The organism is Actinotignum sp. usb-actsch-rep-73, from assembly GCF_059082735.1.
Map to the genome: position 1 here is coordinate 1 of NZ_JBHNPV010000063.1, position 24,686 is coordinate 24,686.

A 24,686-nucleotide genomic window follows, 5' to 3' on the forward strand; every position below is an offset into this window, starting at 1 on the left:
GGGCTCTACGATTCTCAGTCGCGCGTCAGCTTACGGTGCGTGACGCGATGCGGGTTCGCCGCATCCTGACCAAGGCGTTCGATCTTGTTCTTCTCATAGGACTCGAAGTTTCCCTCGTACCAGTACCACTGAGCCGGATCCTCTTCGGTACCTTCCCACGCAAGAATGTGAGTGGCCACGCGGTCGAGGAACCAACGGTCGTGGGTGACGACCACGGCGCAACCGGGGAACTGCAGAAGAGCATTTTCCAGTGAGCCGAGGGTTTCGACGTCCAAGTCGTTGGTCGGCTCGTCAAGGAGCAACAGGTTACCGCCCTGCTTGAGCGTCAGTGCCAGGTTCAGGCGGTTGCGCTCACCACCGGACAGAACACCAGCAGGCTTCTGCTGATCCGGCCCTTTGAAGCCAAACGCGGACACGTAGGCGCGTGACGGCATTTCAACGTTTCCGACCTGGATGTAGTCGAGTCCGTCAGAGACGACCTCCCAGAGGGTCTTATCCGGATCGATGCCTGCGCGAGTCTGGTCAACGTAAGAGATCTTGACGGTTTCACCGATATTCAGTTCGCCACCGTCAAGAGGCTCCAGGCCAACGATGGTCTTGAACAGGGTCGTCTTACCAACACCATTCGGGCCAATGACGCCGACAATGCCGTTACGCGGCAGGGAGAACGACAGTCCATCGATCAGCGTGCGATCGCCGAAGCCCTTTTGTAGGTTGGTTGCTTCGATGACGATTGAGCCCAAGCGCGGGCCTGGCGGAATCTGAATTTCTTCGAAGTCGAGCTTACGAGTGCGCTCCGCTTCGGCAGCCATTTCCTCGTAGCGTTCCAGACGAGCCTTCGACTTCGCCTGACGGCCCTTCGGGTTCGAACGAACCCATTCAAGTTCCTCCTTCAGGCGCTTGGCAAGCTTCGCGTCCTTCTGTCCTTGAACCTGCAGACGCTTTTCCTTCGTCTCCAGGTAGGTCGAGTAGTTGCCCTCGTACGGGTAGAGGTGCCCACGGTCAACTTCAGCGATCCAGCCTGCAACGTGGTCAAGGAAGTAACGGTCGTGGGTAACCGCGATAACGGCACCAGCGTAGGTGGACAGGTGCTTTTCCAGCCAGAGCACGGACTCGGCATCCAGGTGGTTCGTCGGTTCGTCAAGCAGTAGCAGATCGGGAGCCTCGATCAGCAGGCGACACAGTGCTACGCGACGACGCTCGCCACCGGACAGGACGTTGACGGGCTGGTCTGCCGGCGGGCAACGCAACGCGTCCATTGCCTGCTCAAGTTGGGAATCAATATCCCAAGCGTTCGTAGCATCGAGTGCGTCCTGGAGCTTGCCCATTTCTTCCATCAGAGCATCGAAATCCGCATCCGGATTCGCCATCTCTTCAGAAATCTTGTTGAAACGATCGAGCTTCGCAAACGTATCTGCCGCACCCATACGAACGTTCTCAATCACGGTCTTCGTATCATCAAGCTTCGGTTCCTGCTCAAGGATGCCGACGCTGTAACCCGGGGTCAGGCGAGCTTCGCCATTACTCGGTTCGTCAAGGCCTGCCATAATCTTCAAGATCGAGGACTTACCGGCACCGTTCGGACCGACCATACCGATCTTCGCGCCCGGGAAGAACGACATAGACACGTCATCGAGGATTACCTTATCCCCGTGCGCCTTACGCGCTTTAATCATCTGGTAGATGTACTCAGCCACTGGTCTCCATCCAACATGTGGGTGTGCATGACAGTAAAACTGTCCGTTTATCCCCTCCATGCTAAGCCACACCCACGCTGAACCCCACACGACTGCTGAGAATTACAGCGTGGGCGTGACCACGTCCACGACCTCGCGAGCTTATTTATCCTCTGGGCACTTGTCCTTGGGATAAGTGAAGTTCCCTTTCGTCTTCACCTTCGCCTGATCAACACGTCGATTCTTCCCCACCGTTGTCTTCAGAGTCGACGATTGCTCTTGTCCGCACGACCCATCGCAGGCTTCATCGCCACATTCTGGGCCTGTCAATGGTGCGGTATCACCTTCGCTTTCCTCACCAATAGCGTTCAACGCAGTTAAAGGAGAGTCTTCAAAACTTGCTCCCAAAGGGTCAGAGACCCCACCCCCGGAGCTCATCCTCACGTTGGCCCCAGAAACGTCAGACGTTGAAGTAAGCGTGGCCACGGCCTCGTCCCTCGAAGAAAGAACAGAACCGCCCTCTGAAGGCGAAGGCATATTCTTGGTCCATGTACTCCTTCCGCTGGTCAAGTCATGCCCGATCGCTTGAGCGTTAATGACCACTTCAGAGCGAATATTTCCGTCAGAATCCTTCCACGCATTCGCGCGAGGGCGCCCCGTCACAATCACGGGCTCGCCCTTCGCCAATGAATGCAGGGCATTATCGGCAAGCCGATCCCACGCATGAACCGAATACCACTGAGTACGCCCCTGCGTCAGAACCCCGTCAGCAGACGCGAACCAGTGTGTGACCGCCAAGCGGAAACGGATCGTCACGTGGTTGTTCGCAGTCTTCGATACACGCAAGTCTGTGCCAATACGGCCTCGCAAAGTAATCGTCGTGTCGCTCATCAGTGTCTCCTTCATCCTCGCTATTGAGCTGACACGATGAGCTTGAAACTCAATTGGCGAGGGCGCTCATACATCCCTCGCCAATTGTGGATAAGTGGCACATGAGCGAAATTGTGGATAACTCCTATCCGCAACCGTCCCTGCTTTGCAATAACGCGACCGCAATGCTGGCGCGAAACCGAGTTAACGCAGATCAGGCACCAATACGTGGAATCTCAAGAGCCAGAGTTTCCTTCAGCGCTTGAGCCGCAGCCTCGGAAGAAACACGGTGAGACGGGAACAAAACGCGACGGAAATACTCAAGTTCCTGGATAGATTCCAGAATGTCCGCGAGCGCACGGTGACCACCGTGCTTGGTCGGTGCGCCGTAGAACGCGTTCGGGTACCAGCGCTTCGCCAGTTCCTTCAGGGAAGAAACGTCGATGATGCGGTAGTGAAGGTGGTCGATAACACTGGGCATATATTCCTCGAGGAACATCTTGTCCGTGCCGACCGAGTTACCGGCAAGAAGAGCTTTTCCGGGGGTAGGAACGAACTGCTTGACGTACGACAGAACCTGGTCTGTTGCTTCTTGGAGCGTCAGCCCGTTTTCAAGTTCTTTAAGCAACCCGGAGGTCGTGTGCATGTTGCGCACGAAGTCGTTCATGTGCTCCAGTGCAGCTGCTGGGGGCTTGATCAGAACGTCGATGCCTGGGTCAACTATGTTCAGGTCGCCGTCAGTGATAACGACGGCGACCTCGACCAGCGCGTCGGCTTTCACGTTGAGGCCGGTCATTTCGCAGTCGATCCATACCAATGGATCCTTCAGTTTCTTCGTCACTCGCTTATTTTACCGCGGGGTTTTGAGCCCTCTTGCGTGGGACGTGCCACCTTCGTCGCGCCCGCGCGGGGGCTCCCTCTCCCCTTTCGCACACATTGACGAGGCTCCCCTGAAGATCATTCCAATTTCGCCGTCCTCACGGGGGAGCAGAATATATCCCCACTGATGTATTTTCTCTGACCGCCACGTGATCGCCATCGAACGCAGGTAGGCAAGCGGTTTTAGACTGTATCCGTTCGCCGTACGCACCCGCGCCGGCTTGCGACCGATTCCTGGTTCCCGATCGATTGAAGGACCTGATGCGCGACACAACCGCTTCCACGTTCCACACAAATGCGACTCCTGCGGATATTGAATCCGCATCAAAGGTGTTGCGTGGCGTTGTTCACCGCACTGCGTTGGCGCGTTCTGAACGGTTGACGGACGCGATTGGTGCCCCGGTGCTGCTCAAGCGTGAAGATACGCAGAAGTGCCGTTCCTTCAAGGTTCGAGGCGCCTACGCACGTATGTCGCTATTATCTGCAGCTGAACGCGAACGTGGCGTCGTCTGCGCCTCGGCAGGTAACCATGCGCAGGGCATCGCCTATTCGTGCGCTCACCTGAAGGTTCACGGCACGATTTATCTGCCGTCGAATACTCCTCGTCAGAAGCGCAATCGTATTGCTGCGATCGGTGGTGATTGGGTGGAGCAGGTCATCGTTGATGGCACCTTCGACAAGGCAAACGCACTGGCGCAGGAAGCTGCGCGCGCGACTGGGCGCACCTACGTTCACCCCTACGATGATCCGATGACGATCGCGGGCCAGGGCACGATCGGCGTTGAGTTGCTTGAACAGATGCCTGAAAACACGGCGGCAGTCCTCGTTCCCGTCGGTGGCGGTGGATTGCTTGCTGGCATCGCGACGTGGATCCGCGCTAAGCGCCCCGAAATCAAGATCATCGGCGTCGAGCCCGAAGGGGCGGCCTCGATGCACGCTGCCCTGCATGCTGGCGAGCCAATTACGTTGGCATCGGTTGACCCGTTCGTTGACGGCACCGCTGTTGGTCGTGCGGGAGCTCTCGCCTACGACGCTACCCGCCTGTACGTCGACGATGTATTCGTTGTTCCCGAGGGCGCAGTGTGCACGGAAATGCTCGACCTCTACCAGTCCGATGGCGTCATTGCTGAGCCGGCTGGCGCCCTGGCATCGACCGCGATCCGTTCCTACCTGTCAACCCCTGAAGAGCGCGAACGCTACCTGGGTGACTCTGATGGTGCAATCATCGCGATCGTGTCCGGTGGCAATAACGACCTGACACGTTACGCCGAGGTTATGGAGCGTTCGCTTCGTCACGAGGGCTTGCGCCACTACTTCCTGGTCACGTTCCCCCAGCAACCGGGGGCTCTGCGCCTCTTCCTGCAGGATGTCCTTGGCCCGCACGACGACATCGTTCACTTCGAGTACACAAAGAAGAACAATCGAGAATCTGGGCCCGCCGTTGTTGGCATCGACATTGCGGCGAAGGATGACATCGACGGGTTGCGCCGACGCATGGCAGATTCGCCCCTGCACGTCGAAGAGCTGCATGCGGATTCGGAGATTTTCCGCCTGATCATCTGAGGCGTCACGCTAGTTCCACTTGCGAGCGCTTTCGGTAAGCATGTGGCTTTCTCTTATTCACGAGGCTGGCCACGTGTTTGCCCGGCCTCGTGGCATGTTATGCGGCCAGAGTGTGCGTGAGCGTTGCGTGGACGCGCACGCCTTCACCCGTGTTGAAGCGGTAGCCCTGGCCTCGAACAGTCGAGATCAGTCCGGGGGCCTTAGCGAGCTTCTTACGCAGGCGACGAATGTGTGCGTCAACTGTACGCGAGTCGGAGCCAAGGCCAGCGCCGTTCCAGACGGTCGAAAAAAGTTCTTCGCGTGAAACTGCGCGATCAGCGTTCAAGGCAAGGTGAGTGAGTAGCTCGCGTTCCTTTGCACAGAGGGCAATGCGGGCGCCTCGGATGGTCAGTTCCCCGCGGTCAGCGTTGAAGTCAATGCGAGCGGGAGCAAGGCGAAGGTGCGCGAGGATCTCAAGGAAATCGTCGAAAGACGTTTCGGGGGTTTCATCGACGACGGCAGAGTTTGCGGGGGTGTTGACCAGAGTCATGGTGTATCCAGGTTTCTTTGGTGCCGCTACCCAGCTTTGTTCACAAAGGGGCTTTTAAGTCACAGCGGCAGTGATTGACAGAGGTTCGAGGGCGTCAATCACATACACATTCGCTCACGCACAGTGGTGCCCTGAAGGCAGCACATTTCGTAAGCGAAGGTCGTCATGGTTGTAGTGTGCCGTATGAGTGTCGCACTTTTCCAGAAAGTGACCACATTGTGAGACTTTGTAACACGCGCTGATTCGCTCTTGACGGTGCGCCAAGATAAACAAAACCGGCCTGATCGCAGAAAAACTACGATCAGGCCGGTTGCGCCCCTGACAGGACTCGAACCTGCAACCTCGGGATTAGAAGGCCCTTGCTCTATCCATTGAGCTACAGAGGCATTGCCGGGAGCGCCCACCTCGAGCGGGCTTCGACGCGAACCAAGTTTACCGGCACCGGGCGTCAACGCCCAAAGATGTCACCACCGTGCATTCTTCGACGCAGACACAACGCATGTGTGCCCGGCCTCGTTCATCATCCATCACCGAACGCGCACGATGCACCCAACCCCAAAAGTCACCAAAGAAGAGCGCCGGAGCGGCCACCCACCCCGGCACTTTCCTCACACTCCAGTGCGCGTTCACTCCACTGCGTCAAGGAACGTTAGCTGTGACTCCGGCTCCTCGATGATCTGGTTCAAGCGATCGTTGAAGACCTTGCCGTAAGGCATATTGATGTGTGCCTCGAACGCCGCGTCATCGGCGTACTTCTCAAAGACAACGAACTTGCGTGGATTGTCAACCTCACGATGAGGCTCAAACGTCACATTCCCCGGCTCCGTGTGCACGTTGCGCGCCAGGCCGGCGATCATTTCCGCAACCTCGTCTTCGAAGCCTTCCTTGGCAGTAAAGCGAGCAATCAGAATCTTCATCGTTTCTCCTTCGATCAAGTCCACTTGGCGACCACTTCTCCGCTGGGTTTCATCCAATCGACGAGGCCGCGCTCACCTGTCATTCTATTCCGCTTCTACTAGGGCGCGGGAAGGAAAAACCTTATTTTCAAGGGAGGCAAGCAAGGGGAAGAAGAGGACCGACGCGGCGCCGGAAGCCACCAGGATTGATCCGATATCTTCGGCCATCACGCCAGCATTCACAGCCACACCCGTCACGGCAACGATGATCGGCAGACCCGTCGCACCGTAGAGACCAATCCTCGTGGCATCGCGCCATGTAGTTTTCTCGACCGTGCCAACGAAGCGTTCAATCAGCACAATGGGCAGGCCTCGAACCACCAGGATGACAGTCACGAATGCCACCAGCAACCAAGGGCGCTCAATGACGGCGCTCAGCGAAATATTCATACCCGAGGTCACGAAGAAAACCGGGATCAGGAACGAGAAGCCAATCGTCCGCAGTTCCCCTTCAATCGCACTGAAGTTCACCGGAGACAGCGCGTGGACGACGACGCCGGCGGCGAACGCGCCGAGGACAATGTCGAGGTTCAAGACAGCGGAAAGCGCCATCAGACCGGTCAGGATTGCCATGACCACGCGCATCAGCGTCTTCGACGAAGTCTGTGCACCGCGCAAGATCACGCGACCAATTTCGGGGTGGCGCAGAATGAAACGCGTCGGAATCGCAACGGAGATCAACGTTGCAACGACGAAGAATACAAGGATGACAGCAGCCCAACCTGGCGAACGCGTGCCAAGCAGAAGCGACATGGCGATAACAGGAGCGAGTTCACCAATCGCACCGTGGATCAGCACCGCTTCACCAGCAGGCTTACCCATCATTCCCGCTTCCATCAGAATCGGAAGCAACGTGCCCAGAGCTGTGGACGTAAACGCAATGGCAAGTGCGATCGCGGAGCTGTAATCACCGTTACGCAATGTGACAACAGCCAGTGCAAATGCGGCGAGGAAACAGATCAGCCACGTAATCGCAGCAACGCGACCAGGCTTGGCACGCACTTGCGAAATATTGATTTCAGTACCTGCGATCAAGAACAGAATTCCCATACCGATCTCACGTAGCAGGTGTACGGAATCCGAGACCTGAGCGATCCCCAGAACTGAGGGTCCAATGATGACACCAAGAATCAACAGCCAGACTACATCCGGAACGCGCTTACGAGTCGCAGAAGACAAGAGCGGAGCCAAGAGAGCTGCCAAAGCAATAACAAAAAGGGACACGAAATCTTGGCTGAGGTTCTCCGAGCTCATCGGGTGAAGGCTCTGCCCCGAAAGAGCTGAAACTAACGCATTATTGTGCACGTGCTTACTCTAAAAACCCTTGTGCCTTTTCCACCACTAAAAAGGCGTATCCCACATTCTTTGCGGCATCTCACTCCCGACGGTCGGGCATGTCATGCGAGGCGACAAAACCCGCCACACAGCACCTCGTACATGCCCACCCACGTCATACGAGGCGACACTTCCCTCCTCCCAGAACCCAAAACGTCGCCTCAGACGACACAAACGACAATCACACTCAGTCAGGCTCGAGAAATCGGGTACGGAAAAGGCCCGGCGCATAAGCACCGGGCCTCAACTGCAGGATCGAGGGTCAGGCCTCGACGTCCAGCAGACCGTTCTTGTATGCCTTTGCCAAACGACGCGGGATACGAACCTCACGGCCAGCAACCTTGACGGTGTTGAGCTCGGTGAGATCTGCCTTCCACGCGGAGCGGCGCGTGCGGGTGTTCGCACGGGACATCTTTCGCTTCGGAACTGCCATTGAATCGTGCCTCCCCTCTCTTCTCGGTAGTCGTATGGTCGGTTGGTGGCTCAAAAACGAGCCGCCGTCCGACGCCAGAACGTCGCGAGAAGGACCCGACCGGCCCATTCCCACCGACGGCAACCCGAAAATCGTACCATGAACGCCCGTTTTGCCCCTAGTTCGATACTCTGCCTGAGATGCGATCCTCATTACATGTTCCGCACCTCTCATGTCATCAGCTAGGTTAGAGGGCGACATCGATGGTGTAGAGGTACATGAGGAAGAGGGGTGAAAATGGGAGTCATTCATACCGTGCGGTCGGGTACTCGGATTGAAAACGAGATCGAGATTAAGCGCTCCCGTTTCATTACGACTCTCGCTCGCACCGATTCCTCCGACGAGGCACGCGCCCTGATTAATGAGGTCAAGGCCGACAATCCGCAGGCTCGCCACAATTGCTCCGCATTCCTTATTCAGGTTGATGGACGCGATCCTCATCAGCATTCGAGTGATGACGGGGAGCCCTCGGGCACTGCCGGTACGCCGATGATTGATGCGCTCCGTCTGGCTGGAGTGTGGAATGTGACCGCCGTTGTCACCAGGTATTTCGGAGGAATCCTCTTGGGTGGGGGCGGCCTCGTGCGCGCGTATTCATCGTCTGTATCCAAAGCGCTCGCCCTGGCACCGAAGGCGAAACTAGTTTCGCTAGACGTGCTGGAAACTCGGGTTTCACTTGCCCAGGCTGGCAGGATTGAAGCTGAGTTAAGGAATGCGGGTGCGCAGATTCTTGGCATCGATTGGGAGAGCGAGGCCGCGATCCGAATCGGCACACTTCCTGATTCTCGCGCGTTTTTTGAGGCGCAGATCCTTGCTCTGACCTCGGGTGTTTCAAAGTTTCAGATGATGGGCACCACGAGAGTCGAAGTAGACGAATAACCCCCATTGTTTTAAGATTCAATTATGACATGCGCTGACATGACACTCACCCCGTGCGGAAATCACCGTCCGGTCACACCGCGTCACCTTCTTTCGTGTTAATTGGGCGAATGACTTTTCTGGCGCTCAGCGTCGTCATTCGCCCTGGCGCATGAACACATGCGTCGCATACCACGAAATTTTTTTCTGACTTCGCACGTTGTACTTACCGTGCACTGAATGATCAGTAGTCAAGCTTTTAGGAGACTCTCATGTCGAACATTGCTTCCAACGTTGCAGAACTCATTGGCAACACTCCCCTGGTTCGTATTAATAAGCTCGCCGGTAAAGGCGTGGACGTCGTCGCCAAAGTTGAAGCATTCAACCCTGCCTCCTCCGTCAAGGACCGCATCGCAGCATCAATCATCGACGCAGCAGAAGAATCTGGCGCCTTAAAGCCCGGTGGCACCATCATCGAAGCAACCTCCGGCAACACCGGCATAGCACTGTCAATGGTCGGCGCAGCCCGTGGCTACAAGGTCGTCATCGTCATGCCGGCCTCCATGTCCATTGAGCGCCGCATCATCGTCCGCGCATTCGGCGCAGAACTCGTTCTGACCGACCCAAAGGGCGGCGTTTCCGCAGCCGTCGCCGAAGCAGAGCGCATCCGCGACGAGCGCCCCGGCTCAATCATCGCCTCGCAGTTCACCAACCCCGCAAACCCGGCAATCCACGTTGCCACAACGGGCGAAGAAATCTGGGAAGACACCGACGGCGAAATTGACGTTTTCGTCGCAGGCGTCGGCACCGGAGGCACCATCTCCGGTGTCGCAAAGACCCTGAAGGCCAAGAACCCGAACATCAAGGTCATCGCAATTCAGCCCGCAGAATCTCCGCTTCTCACCGGTGGCTCTGCTGGCCCGCACGCAATCCAGGGTCTGATGCCGAACTTCATTCCGGACAACTACGACACTGAGATCATCGACGAGGTCATCTCTGTTGAGAGCGCCGAAGCACTGAAGTTTGCTCGCCTGGCAGCCGCTGAAGAAGGCCTGCTGGTTGGCATTTCCTCCGGCGCAGCCCTAGCCGGTGCAACCGCTGTTGCAGCTCGCCCTGAATTTGCTGGCAAGAAAATCGTGACCCTACTTCCTGACACCGGCGAGCGTTACCTCTCGACCGCTCTGTTCGAGGAATACAAGGACTGATGTGCTTCAAGCCGACAGGACGTCGACAAAGCGAGAAGCTGAAGAGAATGCGGGGCGCGGATCATCCCTCGCCCCGCATTTTCCTTAGCCCACATTGCGATTGAGCGCTGAACACGCGCGCTCAATCGTCCAACCTCGATAGGATCACTTCTGTTCACCGTTACCCCCCAAAGGAACACCCATGGCGATCAACCCGCGCCGCGCGTTCAAGCTTCTCAGGGAAGATTTACAGACAGCTCGTCATCGCGACCCAGCCGCCCAGTCAAGCGTTGAAGTTGCACTCACATATCCGGGCGTTCACGCACTGTGGGCACACCGCGTTTCGCATTCCTTGTGGATTCGAGGCGTCAAATTGCCCGCTCGCATGTTGCAGTCGGCAACGCGCGTCATGACAGGTGTTGACATTCACCCCGGCGCCCAGATTGGTCGTCGCGTCTTCATCGACCACGCGACGGGCGTTGTTATTGGCGAAACCGCCGAGGTCGGCGAAGATGTCGTCATCTTCCACGGCGTCACCCTGGGTGGCGTCGCCATGACGCCCGGTAAGCGCCACCCTACCGTCGGCAATCACGTGATGATCGGCGCCGGCGCGAAAGTTCTGGGTCCCATCGAGGTCCACGACGGCGCTAAGATCGGCGCGAACGCGGTCGTGGTCAAGGACGTTCCGTGCGGGAACGTTGCGATTGGCGTGCCCGCACGCCTAATCCCGAAGTCCTGCAACGACACGAAGGATGACGATCTGATCATCGATCCCGCTTACTTCTTAGAAGAGCCGGAACTCTACATCTGATCCCAGAGGGCCCCCTCCCGGCGTCTCATTCTGGTTCAGGGCACCGGCGCTACGCAGGTCCCCCGCCTTGTGTGTTTAGCCGGCCTCGTACCCTTATTTGCCCAGCTCAAGCGCACAAGGAGCACACCGGCCCCCAAAGTCCCACATAGTGTGACCCACACCACGTACACTTGGTTTATGGAACAGCGCACACTTCAAGCACCAGTTGATGCGTTGGCCGATGTCGAACGCCCCGAGGGTATCGAGATCGCAACGCTCACCCGTTACGACATTCCGATGCTCGCAGCCCTGACCCTGGACGCGTACGGCGAAGAAAACACACCCGAGGCCATGCTCGAGATTTCGGAAGAACTCCGCATGACCTTCGAAGGGGCATTCGGTGCGACGACCGAAGATTCTTTCGTTGGCGCATGGGATGGTGGCGCACTGATCGGCGCCATCGAAGTCGTCAGAGAATCCCCGTGGGATGACGCTCCCGACGGCCCGTTCGTCGTCGATCTTGTCGTCGCCCCGGAATACCGTCGTAAAGGCATCGCAACCGCCCTCATCGCAGAGGTCGCACGTCGTTGCCAGGATTGGGGATTCGACGGTCTGTCCTTGACGATCGATTCGCGCCACATGGGGGCCGCCAGCCTCTACGACGCGCTCGGCTTCACCGACGTCAAATAATAGGTTCGCCTACTGTGGCTTCCGCGACCGTTTCTGCCCGCCAGTTTCATGGCAGGCTGGGCGGTTATTTCACCTTGGTCATTTTCTCCGATTGACCAGGTTCAGCCCGCTTAACCAGCGCCTTATCGCTGACAGCTGGGGCACCAGAACAGACGACGGTTCTGCATGAGCGCTTCGCGGATCGGCGTGCCACAGCGCAGGCAGGGACGCCCGGTTCGGTGGTAGACATACCAGCGTGACGCTTCCTCGTCACCTTCGATCGGTGGGTTGGGTGCTTCGTCGGGATCCATCGTTTCGAGGCGCCCCGCAGCGAGCCCCCGATTCATGAGGTCGCAGATCAGAACCCAGAGGTCCTTCAGTCGCTTTTCGGAAATGTTCGCCCCCTTGCGATAGGGCGAAATTCCGGCGAGGAACAGGGCATCCGCACGGTAGATGTTGCCGACGCCGGCGATGATGGACTGGTCCATAACGATCTCGCCGATATTGCGCTTCTTGGAGTGAGCAACCGACGCGAATCGCTTCGCCGATTCCTTATCGTCGCGCGCTCCATCTTCCAGCGGGTCAGGACCGAGCTTGGCCTCGGCAACCTGACGTTCTTCGTCGTCGATCAGCTCGCAACGGTTCGGACCGACCAAATCGGCAACCGCGTGGTCGTTGAACATGCGGAAACGCACCTGACCAACAGGGGCCGGAGGCTCCCAACTTCCAGCTTCAGCCTGACCGTAGCCTTCGCCCCAGCGGGTTTCTGAGTGCCCGTCCCACTCCCCCTTCGGAACGGGAGCAACGCGATGCGCGACACCGTACCCTTCATCAACGACAGTCTCATCACCATTGAAGCGCCACCATCCGTACAGGCCCAGGTGAATATGCATCCAATCCTGGGGCCACGCATCGGGCACTTCGGGCGAAACAAAACCGATAAACATGTGCTTGCCGTGGACACGCACGCACTGAATCAGCTTGCCGTCGAGTTGCTTAGCTGAAGCGCTGAAACGCCCCTGCGGGGATGAAGCAGACACAGTTCCCCCGACAAAGAGCTCATTGAGCGTCGAAGCAAGACGACGGATGGCATCACCTTCAGGCATGAATGACCTTTCATCTGGGATCAAACGATAACTAGGCGGTTGCGGCTGGTAGCAACCCGCTTCATGGTATTACGAAGAGGTAAAGCTCCAGACTTTTTCGCACGCTACCGTCGCAGGCTATCGCTTCTTGGTGAGCCTCACAGAAGATGCCACTGCTTGATAAAAAAACACCTGCGGCGCGAAGCTCACCGCTTCGCGCCGCAGGGTTGCCATCACAATCGCGATCAGCGCGGGAGCACCACGTTGACCAGGCTCGGCTTGCGCACGATCACCTTCAGAGGTTCACGGCCTTCAAGAGCCTTGACGATCGGCGCCTGAGCCAGAGCCTCGGAACGCAGATCCTCTTCACTGATCGACGGCGAGACCTCGAGGCGCGCACGAACCTTACCGTTCACCTGAACAATCGCGGTGACACTCTCTTCGACCAGTAGCGATTCGTCAGTGACAACCGGGAAGGGCTCGCGAGCCAGTGACTCACCGTGTCCCAGACGCATCCAGAGTTCTTCTGCGATGTGCGGGGCAACAGGGGAAATCATCAGAACCAGGGGTTCGATGGCTTCACGCGGAACCGACTTCAGGCCGGTCAGGTGGTTGTTGAGGACAATCAGCTTCGAGACCGCAGTGTTCACGCGCATGTTCTCGTATTCGACGGTGACATCGGCAATCGTACGAGCAACCAGACGCTTCGTCTCAAGATCTGCTTCTTCGTCGGTAACGGTCACTTCACCGGTTTCCTCGTCCAGCGTGTTACGCCAGAGTCGCTGCAAGAAACGCTGCGAGCCGACGACTGCACGGGTTTCCCACGGACGCGAGACATCCAGCGGCCCCATGGACATTTCGTACACGCGGAACACGTCGGCGCCATAGGCGTCATACATTTCGTCCGGGGTGACGATGTTCTTCAGCGACTTGCCCATCTTGCCGTATTCGCGGGTCACCGGCTGACCCTGATAGGTGAAACCTGTTGCCTCGTCGCCTTCGATTTCGTCGGCGGGCACATACTGTCCACGCTCGTCCTTGAAGGCGTAGGCCTGAACGTACCCCTGGTTGAACAGCGTGTGGTACGGCTCTGCGTCCGGCACGTGACCCAGGTCGAAGAGAACTTTCTGCCAGAAGCGCGAGTACAGCAGGTGAAGAACCGCGTGCTCAACGCCACCGACGTACAGGTCGGTGCCACCGGATTTTTTGCCTTCGCGCGGGCCCATCCAGTAGTCGAGGTTCTCAGCCGAAGCCAGCGCCTTGGAGTTCTTCGGATCGGTGTAGCGCATTTCGTACCAGCATGAACCTGCCCACTGTGGCATCGTGTTGGTTTCGCGACGGTAGTTCTTCGGGCCATCGCCGAGATCCATGGTGACGTTCACCCATTCTTCGCTTCGGCCAAGTGGCGCTTCCGGCGCGGTGTTCGCGTCGTCAGGGCCGAAAGTGCGCGGCGAGTAATCGGACACCTCGGGAAGCTCAACGGGAAGCTGATCTTCGGGCAGAGCATGTGGCAGGCCGTCCTCATCCCAGACGATCGGGAAAGGCTCACCCCAGTAGCGCTGGCGAGAGAACAGCCAGTCACGCAGGCGGTAGGTGACGGTTCCACGGCCGAGGCCCTTGGATTCCAGCCATTCGATCATCGCAGCCTTGGCTTCATCCTTTGCCAGGCCGTTCAGACTGATCTCGTCATTCGCCGAATCAACAGCAACGCCGTCGCCGGTGTACGCCGACTCGGTCAAATCGTGGCCGTACGGATCATCAGCTGCGCCGATAGTGCGAACAATGTCGAGCTCGTACTTGTTCGCGAATTCCCAGTCACGATCGTCATGCGCGGGAACAGCCATGATCGCGCCGGTGCCGTAGCCCCAGAGGACGTAGTCGGCGACGAACACGGGCACCTTGTGGCCGTTGACGGGGTCAATGCCGTACAGGCCGGTGAAGACGCCGGTCTTCGTGCGTTCTTCATCGGCGCGTTCGGTTTCCGACTTGCCTGCAGCCTGGGCGCGGTAGCGGGCAACCGCCTCGCGCGGGGAAGCTGCGCCATCCGTCCATGCGTCCTTCGTGCCTTCAGGCCACGAGGCCGGAACCGTGAGTGCAGCTTCGTCATCGTCGTTGCCGGCAACCGTGCCACCAAGAATCGGGTGTTCGGGCGCAACAACCATGAAGGTGGCGCCAAACAGAGTATCGGGGCGAGTCGTGTAGACCTCGAGGTTGTCGACGCTTGCGCCGACTTCGCTTGCAGCGGGAACGTCAAAGCGGACCGTCGCACCTTCGGAGCGACCGATCCAGTTGCGCTGCATCGTACGGACCTTGTCGGGCCAGTCGATCGTGTCAAGGTCGTCTGCCAGGCGCTTGCCGTAAGCGGTAATGCGCATCATCCACTGGCGCAGATTGCGCTTGAAAACCGGGTAGTTGCCTCGCTCGGAGCGACCTTCGGAGGTGACCTCTTCATTCGCGAGAACGGTACCCAGGCCCGGGCACCAGTTCACGGGAGCCTCGGACACATACACCAAACGGAAGTCGTTGACGACCTTCGCCTTTTCGACGGCGTCAAGGTCTGCCCAATTGCGGCCGTCCGGAACTGCAACCTGGCCGTTGGCAAGCTTTTCTTCGAGCTCAGCGATCGGACGCGCGGCACCGATGGAGCCATCGGGAGCGGTTGCTTCCGGGTCGAACCAGGAGTTGAAGATCTGCAGGAAGATCCACTGGGTCCAGTGCACGTACTCGGTGTCGGTCGTGGCCAGCGAACGGCGACGATCGTGGGACAAGCCAAGACGACGAAGCTGGCGACGCATATTCGCGATGTTTTCCTCGGTCGTAATGCGCGGGTGCTGACCGGTCTGCACGGCGTACTGTTCTGCCGGCAGGCCGAAGGCGTCGTAGCCCATTGTGTAGAGGACGTTTTCGCCCTGCATACGGCGGAAACGAGCAACCGTGTCGGTGGCGATGTAGCCCAGCGGGTGACCAACATGCAGACCCTTGCCTGACGGGTAGGGGAACATGTCAAGAAGGAAGAAGGGCTTCTTTTCCGCTAGAGGCCCTGCGAACTCACCCACCGGGTTGTCTGCGTTAAAGGTTCCTCGTTCGTCCCACCGATCCTGCCATGCGGTTTCAATCTGACCGGCAAGTTCAGCGGTATAGCGCTGTGCGGGTTCCATGTTGGAAGCCTGGCTCATCAGGGCCCTCCCCTTGATATTTCGACATTCTTCGCCGTATCAAGGGTAGACCATTCGCGCGAAAACTCGCCTCCTCATCTCTAGCCACGAAGGTCCTTCTGGGGTGAGAATGGCCTCATGGCTACAGTCTTTGAAAACATCATTTCCGGCGTCTGGGCAGGTCGCTTCGTGTGGACCGACGACGAATGCGTTGCATTCGCGACCATCGAGCCTACCTCTCCCGGCCATGTTCTAGTCGTACCACGTACCCCGTATGAGAAATGGACGGATGCGCCCAGTAACGTCGCCACGCACCTTATGAAAGTCGCGCGAATCATCGGAATCGCCCAGGAAAAAGCATTTGGAGTCCCCCGCGCCGGCTTGGTCATCGCAGGTTTCGAGGTCCCTCACACGCACCTTCACGTGATCCCGCTACGCACAGAAGCTGATGTCCTTCTGTCGAACGCACTGAAGGCAACGGATGAGGAACTGGACAAGGCAATGACAAAACTCCGCGACGCCCTCTTGTCGCAGGGGCACGGCTCTCACGTTCCTGAAAGCATGACTTCGCTGGGTTGATCTCCCAGCTCAAACAACGCTCGATCGTGTTTAGTCCTCGAGCGGCGACACCATCACGATCGACGCAACATCGCCAGCCAAGCGGACGCTTCGACCAGCACCCACGGTGGGAGCGGTCGCTTGGCGTATTTCAAGCGAAACCTGACCGGCCTGGTCAATATCGACGATACGGACCAACGCGTCTAGGCCGATGCCCTCACTATCGAGAATACGCAAGAATGCAGAGTCTTCGTCGGACAGGCGGGTGACGCGATACCACTTCCCCACCTCAGCGCCAGCAGTTTTCTTCGATGTCGCAATCAACGGGTAAATCACGCGTTCAACCACCGACCCATCCTCGCGCGGGATCAGGTCACCGTGCGGATCACGCTCAGGCTTGCCCAGCGCTTCATCGATATGCGCAAGAAGACGATCTGAGATCGCATGTTCCAGAATCTCAGCTTCCTCGTGGACCTCGTCCCACTCGAAGTTCAGGCGATCATGCAGGTAGGTTTCCAGCAGACGGTGACGACGCACCATTGAGATAGCAAGCGCGCGCCCCGCATCCGTGAAGTGGACTTTCCGATAGGGCTCATGCGTGACCAAACCATTCGCCACCAGACGCGATACATTCTCTGACGCGGTCGACGCAACGACTCCCATCGCGCTAGCCAGGTCATTCACGCTCATGCCGTGCTTTCCGGATTCTTCGCCACCCCACAAAGTCTTCAGATAGTCCTGCGCCATTCGCGACGACGACGCCCATATTGAATCCACCGGCTCTAAGGTCGAGGAGGTCGAATCAACTGATTTCGGCGTTTTTCCGGTCATATCGAACTCCCCGAGTGTGGTGTGGTGGTCTTCTCACCTGCTATTTTTGCATTGATCTGCCCGAAGCGGTAAAGTTTCATATCGGTCGCACGACCCCGCGTCATTAGCTCAATTGGCAGAGCAGCTGACTCTTAATCAGCGGGTTGAGGGTTCAAGTCCCCCATGACGCACAACTCTAAAACAGAATACTCTGTGGCAGAGTCCCGCGTCATTAGCTCAATTGGCAGAGCAGCTGACTCTTAATCAGCGGGTTGAGGGTTCAAGTCCCCCATGACGCACAAACGAAAACGGAGCAACCAATCGGTTGCTCCGTTTTGTCGTTGCCTGCCCTGTATGAGTGTTTCTGTCCCTGCGTCGAGAAGCGATGATGAGACACGGCGATCAAGGAAAGACGTATAGGGCGACAATTCCAGCACTAAAAACCGATTCATCGCCTCAGACGACAAGGCTAGCCACACGCACGTATCAGTCGTCCAGACCGAGGTCGCGACGCAGGCGCGCCACATGACCCGTTGCCTTCACGTTGTACTGAGCAAGCGCAACCGTTCCATCCTTGCCAACAACAACGGTCGAACGAATGATGCCCGTGAAGATACGGCCGTAGTTCTTCTTTTCACCCCACGCACCCCACGGTTCAAGGATTGCATGCTCAGGATCGGAGATCAGCGGGAAGTTAAGTCCCTGCTTCTGAGTGAACTTCTCCAAGGCGGGCATTGTGTCAGCGCTTACGCCCACAACCGTGTACCCAGCTGCCTTCATTGTGTTCAGGTTGTCACGGAAATCGCAGGCCTGCGTCGTGCACCCAGGGGTCGAGGCTTTCGGATAAAAGTAGACGATAACGCCCTTTTCACTGCCCGCAAGCAACTCGGTCAGTGAGATCAGTCCCTGCGTAGATTCAGCGGTAAATTCTGGAGCCTTCGCTCCAATTTCAAGTTGAGTCATGTTGAAAGCATATCGACGCCGATAGCGCTGTGCTCGCCGAATCCTGCACTACCCGCGCAATTAAAATGTCCAGAGTAAGAACACCGAGGGCGCGGCCTCGTGCGCCTTGCCTAGCCTGAATTCATCCCAACTGTATTGAGGAGACCCCGTGACCGAGGCATACCCCGTTCTCACACTCATCCCACCGATTCTTGCGATTGCTCTTGTCATCACGACCAAGAAGGTCATCATGTCGCTCGCAGCCGGCGTTATCTCCGCTGCATTCCTTATCGAAAACGGCGGGATCGTCACAACAGTCGTCAAAATCTGGGGTGCTTTCTCTCAGATTTTCTGGACCGAAGGCGCAATCAACGCCTATTACGTTCTGATTCTCTTGTTCCTTATCACGTTGGGCATCATCACCTCGCTTGTCCTGATGGCTGGTGGCACCGCAGCGTTTGCAGAATGGACGATGACGAAGATCAAAGGTCGGCGAGGCGCCCACATTCTCGCCGCCGCACTCGGTACCGCGATTTTCATTGATGACTATTTCAACGCGCTTGCCGTAGGCCAGGTGGCGCGCCCCGTTAGCGACCGCCACAAGGTGTCTCGCGCGAAGCTCGCCTACCTCATCGACTCATCGTCGGCACCGGTCGCTGTTCTTGCACCGTTTTCTTCGTGGGGCGCCTCGATCATCGGCATCATGGCACCGATCGTTGCAGCAACCTCAATTCAGGTGACCGACGCGGGCGCATTCCTGCGTAGCGCGGGCATGAACTATTACGCCATCGGCGCAGTCGTCCTGTTGTGGCTGACCGTCATCTTCGAAGTCGACTTCGGCCCGATGCGACGTGAAGAACGTCGCGCGGTCGAGCACGGTCACGTCTACGATCCGGGAGAGCAGATTCCCGGCCAGTTGACCGACAACCTACCACGTCACGAACCTGGCGCCATGCGCGCACTGATCGTCCCCTTCGTCATCCTGATCCTGGGTGTTCTTGCTGGCATTGCGTGGACCGGCCACTCTGCTTCTGAGTCGTGGAATGCCCTGGATATCTTGGCAAACACCGACGTCGCCGTATCGTTGAATGTCGGTGGTGTTCTTGGCCTGATCTCCGCGGCGTACTACTACTTCCACTACACGCACAAGGATCCTGCTTTCGAGCTGAAGACTGCCGGCAAGGGTGTCGTCGAGGGCGCTCGTTCAATGCTTCCGGCTATCGAGATCCTGCTGTTCGCATGGATGCTGGGCTCGCTCATTTCTGAGCTCGGTACCGGCGCCTACCTTGGCGCGCTGGTTGAATCCTCAAGCCTGCCTGCCCAGTGGCTGGTGCCACTGATGTTTGTCATCGCAGGCGCTATGGCGTTCGCGACGGGCACATCGTGGGGTTCCTTCGGAATCCTGCTCCCGATTGCCGGCGAAGTCATGGCAGCTGTTCCCAACGGTTCCGACCTGCTGATTCCCGCGTTCGGCGCTGTTCTTGCTGGAGCCGTCTGGGGCGACCACTGCTCCCCGATCTCCGATACGACGATTCTGTCGTCGACCGGCGCTGGCTGTAACCACATCACGCATGTCAACACTCAGCTTCCCTATGCGCTTGCCGGTGCGGGAGCTGCGTTGCTTGGCTACATCACGTTCTCCATCACCGGTTCAGGCCTCATCGGCCTGGGGATTGTGCTCGCAGTGCTCATTGGGCTGACCGTGTTCGTGCGTACTCGCCTGCCACTCATCGCCTGATCCCTACGATTCACGGTTTTGCCTCCGAGACTTTCCTCTTGGAGACAAAACTGTATTCGGCCTATTCGACGAAAGAAAGGACACCAGCATTCAACTGGTGTCCTTCCGTTGTGCGCGAGATGGGACTCGAACCCACACGTCAAAGACACTGGAACCTAAATCCAGCGCGTCTGCCAATTCCGCCACTCGCGCGCGAACCTGTTTCCGAAGGCGACGAGGTTCCGCATGGAACCTATGCCCACAAACAGTGCTCGTTTAGTGTACAAGGTCAGTGACAATCCCGGCGAACTGAGCTTATCCGTGGACCTCGTAAGAAAACATCAGGCTACGAACGACGAGGCTCGGCTTGCCCGCATGATCGTTGCTTCCCCCAAGACACGGGTGTCACGGTACATGACCAACGACTGGCCGGCAGCAACGCCACGGATCGATTCGGAAAGGGACACGACCAACCGGCGTTCTGCTCCTTCACGCGCCTCGTCTTCGGAGTCGTGCTCGACTAGGGAAACGGGGACGGGCGTACCGTGGGCGCGAACCTGAACGAACAGGTCATCCGTTGAGGCCCCCAGATCATCGGGAGCTAACCAGACGACGTCCTCGCATTCAATTCGATCCACGCTGAGCAGAGTCGATGCTCCAACGACGACCTGGTTCGATTCCGGACGAGTTTCCAGAACATAGCGAGGCTTGCCATCTTCGGCGGGACGATCAATATGCAGACCTCGTCGCTGACCAACCGTGAAGTTCCAGTAGCCCTGGTGGGTGCCAAGGACCTCGCCGTCGGGGCTCACGATCTCACCTTCATCGCTACCCAATCGAGTGCGCAAGAAGCCCTGCGTATCTCCGTCGGGAATGAAGCAAATGTCGTAGGAATCCGGCTTGTTGGACACACCCAGGCCAAGACGCTGCGCTTCGGAACGCACCCACGCCTTGGTGGGGGCATCACCAAGGGGCAGTAGAACGCGTGACAGTTCATCACGCCCCATGATTGCCAGAACATACGACTGGTCTTTCAGAGAATCTGCGCCACGGTGCAATTCCGGGCCGGATGGACCATCAACGATTGCAGCGTAGTGGCCGGTGCAGACAGCATCGAAACCCAGTGCCTTCGCGCGCGTTGCAAGTTCACGGAATTTCACGAACTCGTTGCAACGCACACACGGGTTCGGCGTATGCCCCAGCTTGTACTGTTCAACGAAGTCTTCGATGACGGTTTCTTCAAATTCTTGGGCGAGGTCCCACACGTAGAACGGGATCCCCATGATTTCGGCTGCTCGCGCAGCATCGCCAGCGTCTTCAACGGAGCAACACCCTCGCGAGCCGATACGGCATTCCTGCGGTTGACTCGACAAAGCCATGTGGACGCCGACAACATCATGGCCGGCCTCGACTACTTTCGCTGCAGCGACAGCCGAATCCACGCCTCCGGAAAGTGCGGCAAGAACACGCATTCAATTGTCCTTTCAGTGGGTTCGACCGTGCATGCGGTCTCGATCGTGAGAGTCTAACGCCTGCCCTGCAAGGACGGCGCGTTCAAGAGCATCCACGAATGCATCAATATCCGCTTCGGTCGTGTCATGTCCGGTGGAAATGCGCAGGACTCCCAGCGCTTCAGCTTCGGTGGCTCCCAGGGCCAGGACGACGTCGGACGGACGCGTCACCCCCGCGTGGCATGCAGAACCAGCAGAGACGTGGACATCTGCCATGTCCATCGCCATCAGTACCGCTTCAGGGTGCGACGTCGGAATCGACAGATGAATGATCGAGGCCAACGCGTCATCCGGAGAGACAGTGAGTCGCGCATAGTCCGGCAGAGCGCGGGCCAAACGATCACGCAGAAGCGCCGCGCGGACCTGCCACTCTTGGCGCTGAGCAACCGTTTCTTCAAGCGCTAGCGCGAACGCGCACGCGCCGGCAACGTCGGGGGTTCCTGAACGAATGCCACGCTCGTGTCCTCCACCGGGACGATCGGTTGGGATCTTCAGTCCACGGCGAGCAACCAGCACGCCAGTCCCTGCCGGCGCACCAATCTTGTGGCCACCCACGGTCATCAAGTCAACGCCGAGTTCCGCATAGGACACGTCCATCAGAGACATTGCCTGCGCGGCATCGGTGTGGGTCAGTGGACGCTGAGCGATCGGCATGGAGCGACCATCAAGTGCCTCGACCATCTGCGATACCGGCTGAATTGTCCCGATTTCTGAGCTGACCAGGGTGAGCGAAGCAAGAGAACACTGGTCTTTCACCTGCGCCAACGCGTCAGTATTGATGACGCACACGCCGTTGGACGCCACAGGGAAAAGCTCAACAGCAAACCCGCGCGATTCTAAATACTCGCGCTGATTTCCTACAGCATCGTGCTCCACCGGGGACAGAAGAACCGTGTTCCGATCAGCGTTCAATGCCCGCCCAGCGAGCGCTCCCCCGTGTACGCCGATGGCATCTGATTCGGTGGCACCCGACGTAAAGATCACTTCGGGCTTCTCGCAGCCCAAGGCAATAGCGACACGTTCGCGGGCGTCCTCCAACATCCTCTTTGCTCGTCTACCGCCACCGTGCAACGAGGCCGGGTTCCCGGGATGGGCGCTGAGCTCACGCTGAGCCTCGACCCATGCCTCCAACGCTGAAGGACGGATCGGGGTTGTTGCAGCGTGATCCAGGTAGTGCGTCACTCGGCGTCGCGCGCCTTCTTGATTTCTTCCAGTGCAGCAGGAATAACCTCGAACATGTCGCCAACAACGCCGAAATCTGCGATCTCAAAGATCGGAGCATCAGGGTCATCGCAGACAGCGACGATGTGGGCGCTGGACTGCATACCAACCGTGTGATGGATAGCTCCGGAAACACCTAGACCAATGTAGAGGTTCGGCGACACTGACAGACCGGTCTGGCCGATCTGCATGGTACGAGGTGCCCAGCCTTCATCGCAGACAACGCGAGTAGCGCCGACTGCCGCGCCGAGTTCATCTGCCAATTCATTGACGATGTTCATATCGCCGTTTGTTCCGCGACCGGCGACAACAACGGTGGAAGCTTCGGTCAGCGAAACGCCCGTTGACTCCAGTACAGACGAGCAGACGACCGTCACCGCACGGGCCTCATCGCTGAGCTCAACGTCGATGGATTCGGCGACCGGAGTGACCGGCGCGAACTCGAGGACATCAAAGGATCCGGGTCGAAGCGCCACAACCGGAAGCGAACCTGAGACCTTCAGGCGATTCGACCACGAGCCCGCGAGCGCGGTGGTCGTGACAACCAGGGAGTCGTCGTCGACCTCAACGCCGATGGCGTCGCAGACAACTCCGGAGTTGGTCAGGGTGGCGATACGAGACGCGACTTCACGGCCTCGGTAGGTCGAGACAACGAAGAGGGCTCCGAAATCCTGTGTCGTGACTGCGGATGCGACGGCGTCTGCGACGACTGCGCTGACGCGTGCGCCGGAGTGGTCGATACCGGGGACGAGAACTTTTTCCACGCCGAGGGTGCCCAGCGTGGTCATATCCGGGTTCGTGGTCAGGGAAAGTGCGACAACTCCAGCGTCACTCAACGTGGACGCGAGAGAAATGATCTGCGCCGATGCTGGGGTCAGGTGCCAGCCGTCGGTGTCACTGCCCTGGTGGTCAGCAAGGACGAGTATTGGTTGAGAAAGAGTTGCCATGTCACTTCACCACTTCGAGGAGGTACTGGGCCAGTCGGAGGCCTGCATCACCGGAGTCAGGGATGATCGTTCCGGCGTTGTCGCGGGTGATCTCGTTGGATTCGAGGACCTCGGTAACCTGGCCACGCTGGGCGATAGCCGAGCCTGCAACGCTTTCTTCGATGTCGGCCAGTTCCCAGGTGTCCATTGGCTTCTTGCGCGCGGCCTTCATGGCCGCGAATGCCGGATAGCGGGGTTCGTTGATCTGGTCGGTGACCGAGACAACTGCCGGCATGGGTGCGGAAAGGACGTCCTCGTACCCGTCGGCGTTACGCTTGATTTCAATGCTCGAGGCGCCGGTATCGACGGAGATTTCGTGGGCCAGACCGAGCAACGGGAAGTGTAAGCGGGTCGCAAGCGCCGCGGGAAGCATTGAGGTCATCGAGTCGAGCGATGCCATACCCGTAATAACAAGGTCAATGGGTTTTTCGTCGGCGAGCGTCTGAATGGCTCCAGCCAATGCGAGCGCGGTCAGACCGGCATCAGCTCCAGCCAGTGCCTCGTCGCTGATAAGAACACCGCGGTCGGCCCCCATCTGGAGGGCGCGCATCAGGGCGTCTTCAGCGTCCTCGGGCCCCATGGTCAGGGCGATGACTTCACCGCCGTTATCTTCGACCAGTTGAACGGCTGCTTCAATGGCGTTTTCATCCAGTTCGTTGAGGATGTCATCTTCGCCACGAACAATGCGACCATCTTCGAATCGGCGTTCCGACTGCATGTCTGGAACGTGTTTCACGCATACGACAATTCTCATAGCTTCTAGCGTGCCACAAAGGGCGAGTAAGCCCGAAGAGCAAGGGGTGTGAGATGGGTTTTCCCACACGCTTTGACTACGTTGCGTCAGAAACCTTGCCGGCTTGCAATAATAGTGCGGGTGGTCGCGCACACTTTTTGAGTATGTGCGCGATACGTTGACAAGA

General features: G+C 58.1%; 22 protein-coding genes and 4 tRNA genes. 9 read left to right on the forward strand and 17 right to left on the reverse strand.

What is annotated here, in order from left to right:
• Positions 1-14 precede the first annotated feature (14 nt).
• The 3 genes from ettA to orn form a co-directional block, all read right to left on the reverse strand.
• Positions 15-1,697: an energy-dependent translational throttle protein EttA gene (gene ettA, locus AC5RE1_RS04340; RefSeq protein ID WP_006681223.1), complete on the reverse strand. Its 1,683-nt coding sequence runs from the start codon at positions 1,695-1,697 to the stop codon at positions 15-17.
• A gap of 141 nt (positions 1,698-1,838) precedes the next feature.
• Positions 1,839-2,567 (reverse strand): single-stranded DNA-binding protein, encoded by a 729-nt coding sequence (locus AC5RE1_RS04345; RefSeq protein ID WP_006681224.1) that lies wholly within the window; start codon positions 2,565-2,567, stop codon positions 1,839-1,841.
• Between the two features lie 193 nt (positions 2,568-2,760).
• Entirely contained in the window at positions 2,761-3,387 is a 627-nt protein-coding gene (orn, locus tag AC5RE1_RS04350; protein WP_257878405.1) for an oligoribonuclease, read from the reverse strand.
• Positions 3,388-3,686: 299 nt separating this feature from the next.
• Between orn and ilvA the strand changes: the two genes are divergently transcribed.
• Entirely contained in the window at positions 3,687-4,988 is a 1,302-nt protein-coding gene (gene ilvA / locus AC5RE1_RS04355) for a threonine ammonia-lyase IlvA (RefSeq protein ID WP_006681226.1), read from the forward strand.
• Positions 4,989-5,085: 97 nt separating this feature from the next.
• Here ilvA and AC5RE1_RS04360 read toward each other — a convergent pair whose 3' ends face one another.
• From AC5RE1_RS04360 to rpmF, 5 genes are all read right to left on the reverse strand, one after another.
• A complete protein-coding gene (locus AC5RE1_RS04360; protein WP_006681227.1) occupies positions 5,086-5,517 on the reverse strand; it encodes a winged helix-turn-helix domain-containing protein in 432 nt (143 codons plus the stop codon).
• Between the two features lie 313 nt (positions 5,518-5,830).
• Positions 5,831-5,903 (reverse strand) — tRNA-Arg (locus tag AC5RE1_RS04365).
• Between the two features lie 240 nt (positions 5,904-6,143).
• A complete protein-coding gene (locus AC5RE1_RS04370) occupies positions 6,144-6,434 on the reverse strand; it encodes a putative quinol monooxygenase (RefSeq protein ID WP_006681228.1) in 291 nt (96 codons plus the stop codon).
• An 84-nt stretch (positions 6,435-6,518) separates the two neighbouring features.
• On the reverse strand, positions 6,519-7,727 hold the full coding sequence (locus AC5RE1_RS04375; protein WP_006681229.1) for a cation:proton antiporter: 1,209 nt from the start codon (positions 7,725-7,727) through the stop codon (positions 6,519-6,521).
• 343 nt (positions 7,728-8,070) lie between these two features.
• On the reverse strand, positions 8,071-8,241 hold the full coding sequence (gene rpmF / locus AC5RE1_RS04380) for a 50S ribosomal protein L32 (RefSeq protein ID WP_006681230.1): 171 nt from the start codon (positions 8,239-8,241) through the stop codon (positions 8,071-8,073).
• 276 nt (positions 8,242-8,517) lie between these two features.
• Between rpmF and AC5RE1_RS04385 the strand changes: the two genes are divergently transcribed.
• The 4 genes from AC5RE1_RS04385 (at position 8,518) to AC5RE1_RS04400 (ending at position 11,802) form a co-directional block, all read left to right on the forward strand.
• Positions 8,518-9,159 carry an IMPACT family protein gene (locus AC5RE1_RS04385; RefSeq protein WP_219585201.1) on the forward strand — a complete coding sequence of 214 codons (642 nt, stop codon included), beginning with the start codon at positions 8,518-8,520 and terminating at the stop codon, positions 9,157-9,159.
• A gap of 251 nt (positions 9,160-9,410) precedes the next feature.
• On the forward strand, positions 9,411-10,343 hold the full coding sequence (gene cysK / locus AC5RE1_RS04390; protein ID WP_006681232.1) for a cysteine synthase A: 933 nt from the start codon (positions 9,411-9,413) through the stop codon (positions 10,341-10,343).
• Positions 10,344-10,524: 181 nt separating this feature from the next.
• Complete coding sequence (cysE, locus tag AC5RE1_RS04395; protein ID WP_006681233.1) at positions 10,525-11,133, forward strand: serine O-acetyltransferase; 609 nt, start codon at positions 10,525-10,527, stop codon at positions 11,131-11,133.
• Positions 11,134-11,310: 177 nt separating this feature from the next.
• Positions 11,311-11,802, forward strand: a complete 492-nt coding sequence (locus AC5RE1_RS04400) for a GNAT family N-acetyltransferase (protein ID WP_006681234.1) — start codon at positions 11,311-11,313, stop codon at positions 11,800-11,802.
• Between the two features lie 122 nt (positions 11,803-11,924).
• Here the strand turns inward: AC5RE1_RS04400 and AC5RE1_RS04405 are convergent, their stop codons facing one another.
• Together AC5RE1_RS04405 and AC5RE1_RS04410 are read right to left on the reverse strand one after the other, a co-directional pair.
• Positions 11,925-12,887 (reverse strand): Fpg/Nei family DNA glycosylase, encoded by a 963-nt coding sequence (locus tag AC5RE1_RS04405; protein WP_006681235.1) that lies wholly within the window; start codon positions 12,885-12,887, stop codon positions 11,925-11,927.
• Positions 12,888-13,111: 224 nt separating this feature from the next.
• A complete protein-coding gene (locus tag AC5RE1_RS04410; protein WP_285068074.1) occupies positions 13,112-16,042 on the reverse strand; it encodes a leucine--tRNA ligase in 2,931 nt (976 codons plus the stop codon).
• A gap of 117 nt (positions 16,043-16,159) precedes the next feature.
• On the opposite strand from AC5RE1_RS04410, the gene AC5RE1_RS04415 reads away from it, so the two are divergent.
• Positions 16,160-16,600 carry an HIT family protein gene (locus AC5RE1_RS04415; protein ID WP_493938405.1) on the forward strand — a complete coding sequence of 147 codons (441 nt, stop codon included), beginning with the start codon at positions 16,160-16,162 and terminating at the stop codon, positions 16,598-16,600.
• A 30-nt stretch (positions 16,601-16,630) separates the two neighbouring features.
• Here AC5RE1_RS04415 and AC5RE1_RS04420 read toward each other — a convergent pair whose 3' ends face one another.
• Entirely contained in the window at positions 16,631-17,410 is a 780-nt protein-coding gene (locus AC5RE1_RS04420) for a metal-dependent transcriptional regulator (protein WP_006681238.1), read from the reverse strand.
• Positions 17,411-17,507: 97 nt separating this feature from the next.
• Between AC5RE1_RS04420 and AC5RE1_RS04425 the strand changes: the two genes are divergently transcribed.
• Positions 17,508-17,580 (forward strand) — tRNA-Lys (locus AC5RE1_RS04425).
• 35 nt (positions 17,581-17,615) lie between these two features.
• Positions 17,616-17,688, forward strand: a tRNA-Lys gene (locus AC5RE1_RS04430).
• 187 nt (positions 17,689-17,875) lie between these two features.
• On the opposite strand, the gene AC5RE1_RS04435 is transcribed toward AC5RE1_RS04430, so the two are convergent.
• Complete coding sequence (locus AC5RE1_RS04435) at positions 17,876-18,352, reverse strand: peroxiredoxin (protein ID WP_006681240.1); 477 nt, start codon at positions 18,350-18,352, stop codon at positions 17,876-17,878.
• 148 nt (positions 18,353-18,500) lie between these two features.
• On the opposite strand from AC5RE1_RS04435, the gene AC5RE1_RS04440 reads away from it, so the two are divergent.
• Positions 18,501-20,069 carry a Na+/H+ antiporter NhaC family protein gene (locus AC5RE1_RS04440; protein ID WP_493938406.1) on the forward strand — a complete coding sequence of 523 codons (1,569 nt, stop codon included), beginning with the start codon at positions 18,501-18,503 and terminating at the stop codon, positions 20,067-20,069.
• A gap of 111 nt (positions 20,070-20,180) precedes the next feature.
• Here AC5RE1_RS04440 and AC5RE1_RS04445 read toward each other — a convergent pair.
• The 5 genes from AC5RE1_RS04445 to AC5RE1_RS04465 all read right to left on the reverse strand — a co-directional run bounded on the left by AC5RE1_RS04445 (position 20,181) and on the right by AC5RE1_RS04465 (position 24,520).
• Positions 20,181-20,261, reverse strand: a tRNA-Leu gene (locus AC5RE1_RS04445).
• 128 nt (positions 20,262-20,389) lie between these two features.
• On the reverse strand, positions 20,390-21,520 hold the full coding sequence (gene mnmA, locus AC5RE1_RS04450) for a tRNA 2-thiouridine(34) synthase MnmA (RefSeq protein ID WP_493938407.1): 1,131 nt from the start codon (positions 21,518-21,520) through the stop codon (positions 20,390-20,392).
• Positions 21,521-21,532: 12 nt separating this feature from the next.
• On the reverse strand, positions 21,533-22,741 hold the full coding sequence (locus tag AC5RE1_RS04455) for a cysteine desulfurase family protein (protein ID WP_006681243.1): 1,209 nt from the start codon (positions 22,739-22,741) through the stop codon (positions 21,533-21,535).
• Positions 22,738-23,727 (reverse strand): electron transfer flavoprotein subunit alpha/FixB family protein, encoded by a 990-nt coding sequence (locus tag AC5RE1_RS04460; protein ID WP_493938408.1) that lies wholly within the window; start codon positions 23,725-23,727, stop codon positions 22,738-22,740. Before AC5RE1_RS04460 ends, AC5RE1_RS04455 begins: the two co-directional genes overlap by 4 nt.
• Position 23,728: 1 nt before the next feature.
• A complete protein-coding gene (locus tag AC5RE1_RS04465; protein WP_103632058.1) occupies positions 23,729-24,520 on the reverse strand; it encodes an electron transfer flavoprotein subunit beta/FixA family protein in 792 nt (263 codons plus the stop codon).
• Positions 24,521-24,686: the final 166 nt, after the last annotated feature.

Coding starts and splice junctions, on each gene's coding strand:
- ilvA (WP_006681226.1), top strand. CDS start 3,687: ATGCGCGACACAACCGCTTCCACGTTCCACACAAATGCGACTCCTGCG.
- AC5RE1_RS04415 (WP_493938405.1), top strand. CDS start 16,160: ATGGCTACAGTCTTTGAAAACATCATTTCCGGCGTCTGGGCAGGTCGC.
- AC5RE1_RS04435 (WP_006681240.1), bottom strand. CDS start 18,352: ATGACTCAACTTGAAATTGGAGCGAAGGCTCCAGAATTTACCGCTGAA.
- AC5RE1_RS04385 (WP_219585201.1), top strand. CDS start 8,518: ATGGGAGTCATTCATACCGTGCGGTCGGGTACTCGGATTGAAAACGAG.
- AC5RE1_RS04420 (WP_006681238.1), bottom strand. CDS start 17,410: ATGACCGGAAAAACGCCGAAATCAGTTGATTCGACCTCCTCGACCTTA.
- cysK (WP_006681232.1), top strand. CDS start 9,411: ATGTCGAACATTGCTTCCAACGTTGCAGAACTCATTGGCAACACTCCC.
- AC5RE1_RS04375 (WP_006681229.1), bottom strand. CDS start 7,727: ATGAGCTCGGAGAACCTCAGCCAAGATTTCGTGTCCCTTTTTGTTATT.
- AC5RE1_RS04410 (WP_285068074.1), bottom strand. CDS start 16,042: ATGAGCCAGGCTTCCAACATGGAACCCGCACAGCGCTATACCGCTGAA.
- AC5RE1_RS04465 (WP_103632058.1), bottom strand. CDS start 24,520: ATGAGAATTGTCGTATGCGTGAAACACGTTCCAGACATGCAGTCGGAA.
- AC5RE1_RS04345 (WP_006681224.1), bottom strand. CDS start 2,567: ATGAGCGACACGACGATTACTTTGCGAGGCCGTATTGGCACAGACTTG.
- rpmF (WP_006681230.1), bottom strand. CDS start 8,241: ATGGCAGTTCCGAAGCGAAAGATGTCCCGTGCGAACACCCGCACGCGC.
- AC5RE1_RS04405 (WP_006681235.1), bottom strand. CDS start 12,887: ATGCCTGAAGGTGATGCCATCCGTCGTCTTGCTTCGACGCTCAATGAG.
- mnmA (WP_493938407.1), bottom strand. CDS start 21,520: ATGCGTGTTCTTGCCGCACTTTCCGGAGGCGTGGATTCGGCTGTCGCT.
- AC5RE1_RS04400 (WP_006681234.1), top strand. CDS start 11,311: ATGGAACAGCGCACACTTCAAGCACCAGTTGATGCGTTGGCCGATGTC.
- AC5RE1_RS04370 (WP_006681228.1), bottom strand. CDS start 6,434: ATGAAGATTCTGATTGCTCGCTTTACTGCCAAGGAAGGCTTCGAAGAC.
- cysE (WP_006681233.1), top strand. CDS start 10,525: ATGGCGATCAACCCGCGCCGCGCGTTCAAGCTTCTCAGGGAAGATTTA.
- AC5RE1_RS04460 (WP_493938408.1), bottom strand. CDS start 23,727: ATGGCAACTCTTTCTCAACCAATACTCGTCCTTGCTGACCACCAGGGC.
- AC5RE1_RS04360 (WP_006681227.1), bottom strand. CDS start 5,517: ATGACTCTGGTCAACACCCCCGCAAACTCTGCCGTCGTCGATGAAACC.